Raw genomic sequence first — 4,602 nt, 5'->3', positions numbered from 1 at the left:
GGCCGCGCAGGAGGCGCGGCCGGGCGGGCGCGAGCCCGCGCACGTTCTACCTGTTCGTCGGCCCCTGGATCGCCGGGTTCGTGCTGCTGACGGTCTTCCCGCTCGGCTACGCGTTCTGGATGAGCCTCACCAACACCGACGGGCTCTCCCCGAACTGGTCCTATGTGGGCATCGACAACTACGTGCGGGTGTTCCAGGACGGGCAGACCATCGCCTCCCTGGGCCGCACCGGGATCTTCATGCTCGCCACGGTGCCGACGGGGGTCGCGGCGGGCCTGCTCATGGCGGTCCTGCTCAACCGCGACTTCCGCGGCCGGGCGCTGTTCCGCGCCCTGTTCTACCTCCCGGCCGTCGTGCCGGGCGTGGCCGCGGCGCTGACGTTCAAGATCATCTTCGACAAGAACGCGGGCGCCGCCAACGCGGCGATCGGCGCCGCGGGCGGCGAACCGGTCTCGTGGCTGGCCGACCCGTACGTGCGGTTCGTGCTCATCTTCATGATCCTGTGGGGCGTGGGCGGATCGATGATCGTCTCGCTCGCCGCGCTCCAGGACGTCCCGCGCGACGTCCTCGAAGCCGCCAAAGTGGACGGCGCGGGACCGGTGTACTCGTTCTTCAAGATCACCCTCCCGCTGCTGAGCCCCATCATCTTCTTCCAGGTGGTCACCGGCGTCATCGGCTCGCTCCAGGTGTTCGTGCCCTCGCTGCTGCTCGCGCCGGTCAACGGCGCGGCCGCGGTGACCGCGGTGCCGGAGGGCAACTACTTCTTCATGGTGCACGTGTACGCCGAGTACTTCGCCAAGAGCCACTTCGGATACGCCTCGGCGCTGCTGTGGGTGCTGTTCCTGTTCGTCCTGCTGATCACCGGTCTGGTCTTCAAGATCGGCAACCGCGCGGTCTTCTACGGCGGCGTCGACCCCACCGAGCGGAGGGACGGCTGATGCGTGTCGACATCGCGCGCCGGGCCCGCGTCACGGCCCTGTACATCTCGCTCATCACGCTCGCGGTGGTCTTCTCCGGGCCGCTCGGCTGGCTGATCCTCACCTCGCTGAAGGCCCCGAACGAGCTGTCGGTCTTCCCGATCCAGTGGCTGCCCGCCGATCCTCAGTGGCACAACTACCTCGACGCCCTGACCCACATCGACTTCCTCGGCTACGCCCGCAACTCGCTGCTGCTCGCCACGATCACCTCGGTCCTGACGACCGTGTCGTCGGCGTGGATGGCGTACGGCTTCGCCCGGCTTTCGGCCCCGGGCAAGAAGTTCTGGTTCGGGCTGCTCATCTCGACGATGATGATGCCCGGCATCATCACGCTCATCCCGACCTACCTGATGTTCGCGAAGCTCGGGCTCGTCGACACGTACGTGCCGTGGATCCTGTGGGGCCTGTGCGGCGCCGCGTACATGATCTTCCTGTTCCGGCAGTTCTTCTCGGGCATGCCGAAGGAGCTCGAAGAGGCCGCGATCCTCGACGGCTGCGGCCACGTGCGGATCTTCTGGCAGATCTTCATCCCGCAGTCCTGGCCGGTGCTCGCCGCGTGCATGGTCCTGACGTTCACCGCGAGCTGGGGCGACTTCATCGCCCCGAGCCTCCTACTGAGCGCCGACCGCACGACCCTCGCGGTCGCGATGACCGCCGGCTACGTCAACGAGAAGGGCTTCCCGGTCCAGAACCTCCTGGCCGCCGGCAGCACCATGTACATCCTGCCGGTCCTGCTGATGTTCCTGTTCTTCCAGCGCTTCTTCGTCCAGGGCTTCTCGACCTCCGGACTGAAGTTAGGAATCGTCCGGCGTTGGGCCTCGGCGATGCTCGCGAGCCGTACATGAGCATCGCCTCGGGGGAGCGCCGGTCACCGCCGGGGGCGGCGGACCGACCGACCGGTCAAGACACCGGTCCGCCGCCCATCGGTGATCGCCAAGGCGCCGTTGACGAACACGTACGGAATCCCGGCGGCCTGCTGACGGGGCTCCGCGAACGTCGACCGGGCATCCACAGTGGCCGGATCAAAGAGGACGAGGTCGGCCGCGAAGCCCTCCTTGACGAGTCCGCGGTCCTTGAGCCCCAGTACCGCCGCGGGGCGGCCGCTCAGGTGCGCCACGCACTCCTCGACGCTGAACAGCCCCAGCTCCCGCGTGTAGTGCCCCAGGTAGCGGGCGAACGAACCCCACGCGCGGGGGTGGATCTTGTCCCCGGCGAGCACGCCGTCCGATGATCCTGTGTGGACGCCGTGGCGCATGATGGCGCGCACGTTCTCCTCGTTGCCCACGTGCATGAGGCATCCGGTCCCGAAGTCGTCGCGCACCAGCAGGTCGAGGAAGAACTCCGCAGGCCGCTGCTCCCCGGCGGCCTCCGCGACCGGCATCCCCACGTACCGGCGCAGCTCCGGGTTCGCGACGCCCGCGATCTCGTACTTCGCCCAGTCGGCGGGCACGCCGTTCGCGCCGTCGGTCCCGGTCACGTCGAGCTCGTGGACGATCCGCGCCCGCGTCCCGGGGTCCTTGAGCCGTTCCCGAAGGGCCCCATAGCCTCCCGCGAGCGACCAGCTCGGCAGCAGCGCCGCAAGCATCGTCATGCCCGGCAGGTAGGGGTAGGTGTCGAGGCTGACCGGGACGCCCTCGTCGAGGGCCTCGTCGATGAGCTTCAGCAGCTCGGCCGCGCGGCCGGCGTTCACGTCGTAGTTCAAGGTGGCGTGCGCGAGGTGCAGGGCGCAGCCGGCCTCGCGGCTGATCTCGATCATCTCCGCGTAGCCCTCCATCGCGCCGGCGCCGTAGCTGCGCTGGTGGGGGCCGAAGTAGCCGCCGTACCGCGCGACGACCCTGCACAGCTCGACGAGCTCGGCGGTGTCGGCGTACATCCCCGGCGTGTAGCTCAGCCCGGCGGAGAGCCCGAACGCGCCCTCTTCCATGCCTTGGGCCACTTGGGCTTTCATGGCGACGAGCTCGGCGGCGGTCGGCGGCTGGTCGTCCCAGCCCATCGCGAGCATGCGGACCGTGCCGTGGGGGACCAGGTAGGCGGCGTTCACGGGGATGCCGCGGTCGAGGCGGTCGAGGTACTCGCCGACGGTGCGCCAGTCGGCCTCGACGTCGGAGCGCCCGTTCCACGCGGCGATGGCCTCGCGCATCTGGGGCGCGGTCGCGTCGTTCACGGGGGCGTAGGAGAGGCCGTCCTGGCCGAGGACTTCGAGGGTGACGCCCTGGCCGAGCTTGGCGAGGTGGTCGTGGTCGGCGAGGACCGCGAGCTCGGAGTGGGCGTGCATGTCGATGAAGCCCGGCGCGAGCACGAGCCCGCCGGCGTCGATCTTCTGCGCGCCTTCAAGGCCCTCGCCGACGGCGGCGATGCGGCCCTCGCGGACCGCGACGTCGGCGCGGTAGCGCGGCGCCCCGGTCCCGTCGGCGATCTCGGCGCCCCGGATCACGAAGTCCATTGCAGTCACTCGACGACCCTCCCCAGCTGGCACGTCGGGTCAGTCTACGCAGGCCAGGGCGTCGATCTCCACCAGCATCTCGGCCCTCGGGAGGGTGCAGATGACCGTGGTGCGGCACGGGTAGGGCGCGCGGTCGCCGATCCTCTCGGCGAGGAACGCCTCGTAGACCTCGTTCATCGCGGCGAAGTCCTTGCGGTCCTTGAGGTAGACGCGGAGCATCATCACATCGGCGAACTCGGCGCCGCCCGCCTCGACGATCGCGGCCACGTTCTCAAGCGTCCTGCGCGTCTGCGCCTTCACATCGCCGGGGTGCAGGTACTCCCCGCTCGCGGGGTCGACCGGGCCCTGGCCCGAGACGGTGAGCAGCGGCCCCTTGCGCACCCCCTGCGGGAAGGCGTGCGCGGGAGCGGGGGCGGCGTCGGTGCGGATCGCGATCTTCTCGGTCATATAGTGAAGATACCTTCCTATTGACGACGGCCCCATCGACGGCGGTGAACCATGGACACGACCCAGCCGAACCCGACTCCCGGCCCGCCCCGGCCGAGCGCCGCGCGCGACAAGGCGGGCTCGCCCGCCTCGCCTGCCTCGCACTGCGGGAGCTGCGGCCGATGATGGACACGACTCGGCTCGACGCGCTGTACGACGAGGTCCTCGACTGGCGCCACAAGGGCGTCCCGGCATCGGCTCACGGGCTGACCGTCGGCGAGTGGATCGCTTCGGGGCCCCCCACCCTCCCCACCCCCCTCGTGACCATTTCCGCTCAAGCGCTTGAGCACAATCTCCGTGCCATGGCTGACTGGTGCGGCGAGCGTGGTCTCGCGCTCGCGCCCCATGGCAAGGCCACCATGGCCCCTCAGCTCTGGCGCCGGCAACTCGATGCCGGAGCCGTCGCGATTACCGTCGCCACCCCCTTCCAAGCCGGCGTTGCCCGCCGCTTCGGCGTGCCCCGCATCCTCATCGCCAACCAGATCGCCGATCCCGCTGCCCTTGCACAACTAAGCGTATGGACCCAGGAAGGCACCCACATCGGACTTTTTTCCGATTCCGAGGTGACCATCGATAGGGTCTCGGCCGCGATTTCTACGACCTGCGACGTAATCGTCGAGCTCGGCACCCCCGGCGGCCGCGCCGGAGCGCGCGGCATCGAGGCCGCGCTCGCGGTCGCCGCGCGCGTCGCCGCCG

General features: G+C 69.6%; 4 protein-coding genes and 1 pseudogene. 3 read left to right on the top strand and 2 right to left on the bottom strand.

The window, feature by feature from the left end:
- Positions 1 to 938 (top strand): carbohydrate ABC transporter permease (locus DI269_RS13725; RefSeq protein ID WP_112136759.1); only part of this gene is annotated, 938 nt, incomplete at its 5' end.
- Positions 938 to 1,822, top strand: coding sequence for a carbohydrate ABC transporter permease (locus DI269_RS13720; protein ID WP_112136757.1), 885 nt, complete (start codon positions 938 to 940; stop codon positions 1,820 to 1,822). The genes DI269_RS13725 and DI269_RS13720, both read left to right, overlap by 1 nt.
- Positions 1,823 to 1,845: 23 nt before the next feature.
- Here DI269_RS13720 and DI269_RS13715 read toward each other — a convergent pair whose 3' ends face one another.
- Both DI269_RS13715 and DI269_RS13710 read right to left on the bottom strand, forming a co-directional pair.
- Positions 1,846 to 3,420 (bottom strand): N-acyl-D-amino-acid deacylase family protein, encoded by a 1,575-nt coding sequence (locus DI269_RS13715; RefSeq protein ID WP_112136754.1) that lies wholly within the window; start codon positions 3,418 to 3,420, stop codon positions 1,846 to 1,848.
- A gap of 39 nt (positions 3,421 to 3,459) precedes the next feature.
- The gene (locus DI269_RS13710) at positions 3,460 to 3,867 is read right to left on the bottom strand and encodes a RidA family protein (protein ID WP_112136753.1); all 408 of its coding nucleotides are present in this window, start codon (positions 3,865 to 3,867) and stop codon (positions 3,460 to 3,462) included.
- Positions 3,868 to 4,028: 161 nt separating this feature from the next.
- Here DI269_RS13710 and DI269_RS13705 point away from each other — a divergent pair.
- Positions 4,029 to 4,602 (top strand): annotated as a pseudogene (locus DI269_RS13705) (amino acid deaminase); the annotation flags it as partial.

It is taken from the genome of Glycomyces dulcitolivorans (assembly GCF_003265355.1).
In the GTDB taxonomy this organism is placed as follows: Bacteria; Actinomycetota; Actinomycetes; order Mycobacteriales; family Micromonosporaceae; genus Glycomyces; species Glycomyces dulcitolivorans.
The sequence above is the reverse complement of the archived record's forward strand: the minus strand, read 5'-3'. Positions and strand labels throughout refer to the sequence as shown.

Bases quoted from the DNA above. Each gene is read 5' to 3' on its own strand.
- DI269_RS13720 (WP_112136757.1), top strand. From the start codon at position 938: ATGCGTGTCGACATCGCGCGCCGGGCCCGCGTCACGGCCCTGTACATC.
- DI269_RS13715 (WP_112136754.1), bottom strand. From the start codon at position 3,420: ATGGACTTCGTGATCCGGGGCGCCGAGATCGCCGACGGGACCGGGGCG.
- DI269_RS13710 (WP_112136753.1), bottom strand. From the start codon at position 3,867: ATGACCGAGAAGATCGCGATCCGCACCGACGCCGCCCCCGCTCCCGCG.